4 protein-coding genes are annotated in these 2,259 nt (G+C 32.4%); all 4 read left to right on the top strand.

Annotated features, from left to right (window positions below):
- Positions 1 to 107: 107 nt before the first annotated feature.
- The 4 genes from rpmI (at position 108) to HOH73_06545 (ending at position 1,925) form a co-directional block, all read left to right on the top strand.
- The gene (rpmI, locus tag HOH73_06530) at positions 108 to 305 is read left to right on the top strand and encodes a 50S ribosomal protein L35 (GenBank protein ID MBT5828510.1); all 198 of its coding nucleotides are present in this window, start codon (positions 108 to 110) and stop codon (positions 303 to 305) included.
- 72 nt (positions 306 to 377) lie between these two features.
- Entirely contained in the window at positions 378 to 722 is a 345-nt protein-coding gene (gene rplT / locus HOH73_06535; protein MBT5828511.1) for a 50S ribosomal protein L20, read from the top strand.
- A 57-nt stretch (positions 723 to 779) separates the two neighbouring features.
- Positions 780 to 1,277 carry an SDR family NAD(P)-dependent oxidoreductase gene (locus HOH73_06540; GenBank protein ID MBT5828512.1) on the top strand — a complete coding sequence of 166 codons (498 nt, stop codon included), beginning with the start codon at positions 780 to 782 and terminating at the stop codon, positions 1,275 to 1,277.
- A gap of 294 nt (positions 1,278 to 1,571) precedes the next feature.
- The gene (locus HOH73_06545) at positions 1,572 to 1,925 is read left to right on the top strand and encodes a hypothetical protein (GenBank protein ID MBT5828513.1); all 354 of its coding nucleotides are present in this window, start codon (positions 1,572 to 1,574) and stop codon (positions 1,923 to 1,925) included.
- The last annotated feature ends 334 nt before the right edge of the window (positions 1,926 to 2,259 follow it).

Genomic DNA, 2,259 nt, shown 5'->3' on the forward strand with positions numbered 1-2,259 from the left:
ATTTGGTAGATATTTTAAGATAAGCTTTTACAAGATATCTATTTTTTGATAACTATTCTTTTTTATATGAAATAAGAATGAATTAAATATATTACGGGGTGCATGTTATGCCAAAGATGAAGACAAGAAAAGCAGCAGCAAAAAGATTTTCAGCAACTGCAACAGGAAGATTTAAAAGAAAAAGAGCAGGCTTAAGACATAATTTAGAGTGCAAGTCTCATCAAAGAAAAAAGAGAGCAGTAAAAACTGATTATGTTTCAGATGCAAATCAGGCACAAATTGAAAGAATGTTACCATACGCATAATAGTTAATAACCGAAAAAAGGGACTTAAGAGATTATTTATCCCCCTTGGTTTCGTTAAATAAGGAGTAGAAAGTGTCAAGAGTAAGAAGAGGTTTTAAGGCCAGAAGAAGAAGAAACAAAGTTTTAAAACAAGCAAAAGGTTTTCACTTTGATCGAAGAACTAAATATAGGTATACGTCAGAGACTGTTAAGAGGGCGATGTATTATAGTTATGTTGGAAGAAGATTACTTAAAAGAGAAATGAGAAAACTTTGGGTAACTAGAATTAGTGCAGCAGCTAAGTTTTTTGGAACATCATATTCACGTTTAATGGGTAGCTTGAAGGCAAAGAATGTTGAGATTAATAGAAAAATGCTTTCTGAAATAGCAGCAACCGATATGGACGGATTTAAAGCAATTCTTGAAACTGCTAAATAAAATAATAAAATATTGATTAACTTAAAGGGCCTAATTTAGGCCCTTTTTTTTTAATGTATTTCTTGTAGCTCATTATTTAAAAAGTTATCTGAAGTAAAAATTGATCTATTAATTAACAACGCTGGCATCCTATTAAATGAAACTTTAGGTCAGATAGATTACAATTCTATTGCAAAGCAATTACAGATAAATGCATTAGGTGCTTTACGCATAACAGAAGGATTAATCAGCAATCTTCATCAAACTTCCAAAGTTGCAATTATTACCAGTAGAATGGGATCAATTGCTGATAATGGCAGTGGAGGAAGATATGGATATAGAATGTCAAAAGCAGCTCTCAACGCTGCTGGTAAATCTTTAGCTGTAGATTTAGAGCCAAAAGGAGTTGCTGTAGGAATATTTCATCCAGGTCTAGTATCAACTGATATGATTGGTGGAAATGGAGATATATTGCCAGATGTGGCTGCAACGAGAATTGCAGGATTAATAGATAAATTAACTATTTCCAATAGCGGAACATTCTGGCATTCAAATGGTGAGATTTTGCCTTGGTAATTTCACCTAACTTCTTTCTACCAACTCAATCAAAATTCTTCTTTTCTCACGCTCAAAGCTAATCCCCTCATCTTCAAATATACCAACTACTTTTTGCCTCGTTTCAATCCTTAAATTTCTAGCACCTCTTTCAAAATCACCAATCGTTGATTTGGTAATTCAAGCTCTTTTGCACAGCTCTTCCTAATCCCAGTCCAGAAGCATTCTGGCAGCTTTGCACTGTTTGTAATTAACTTTGTAGGCAGCAAGGCAAGAGTTAAAGAGCTTTACAACATTTACAAAGAGCCAATTTTGGTGGAAGAAGAATTTACAGTATTAATTATTAATGCTGACACAATGCTAGTTGTACTAATAGAAATTATCGCTCTGTTAAAAAGTGATTTAAGAATTCTTAGCAAGGAAATAAAAAACACAGATATTAATATTTATCAAAAAGTATCTGATATAGCTTTAGCTTCATTTAAAGCTCTTGGAGCGAGAGATTTTGACAGAATTGATATTGTAATGAATGCTCATAAGAGCTGTTACTTTGTGAAAGCAAATTTAACTCCTAGCATGACAAAGGGTAGTAGTTATTTTCCTAAGTCTTATGAATTAAATTTTTTATTAAAATATGATGAAGTTTTAAATCTGATGAGTGCCAATTAAAAAAGACTTGTGAGCAGTTACTAGTAAATATAAGTAGTAATTAGAACTTCTTGGTATTGGAAAGTTTGCGAAGTGTAGCTGGCGGAGAGGAAGGTACGCTTTCCGAACTATTCGACGAATTTATGAAGTCAGTATTTATAAGGGTTTAAAGCGCATTTGGGTCGTCCTAAAAATTTCGAACTTTTGCGTTTGTTGAGGCAAGAAGCAACATTTGTGAACTTTTTTGAATAAATACATGATAAATAAATAGCTTAGGATATTCTTAGATTTTAAAAAATTAATTTGATTTTAATGAGCGAACATCAATCGATAAACATATCAGATATTGACTTAG

This window comes from Alphaproteobacteria bacterium (assembly GCA_018667735.1).
In the GTDB taxonomy this organism is placed as follows: domain Bacteria; phylum Pseudomonadota; class Alphaproteobacteria; order Rickettsiales; family JABIRX01; genus JABIRX01.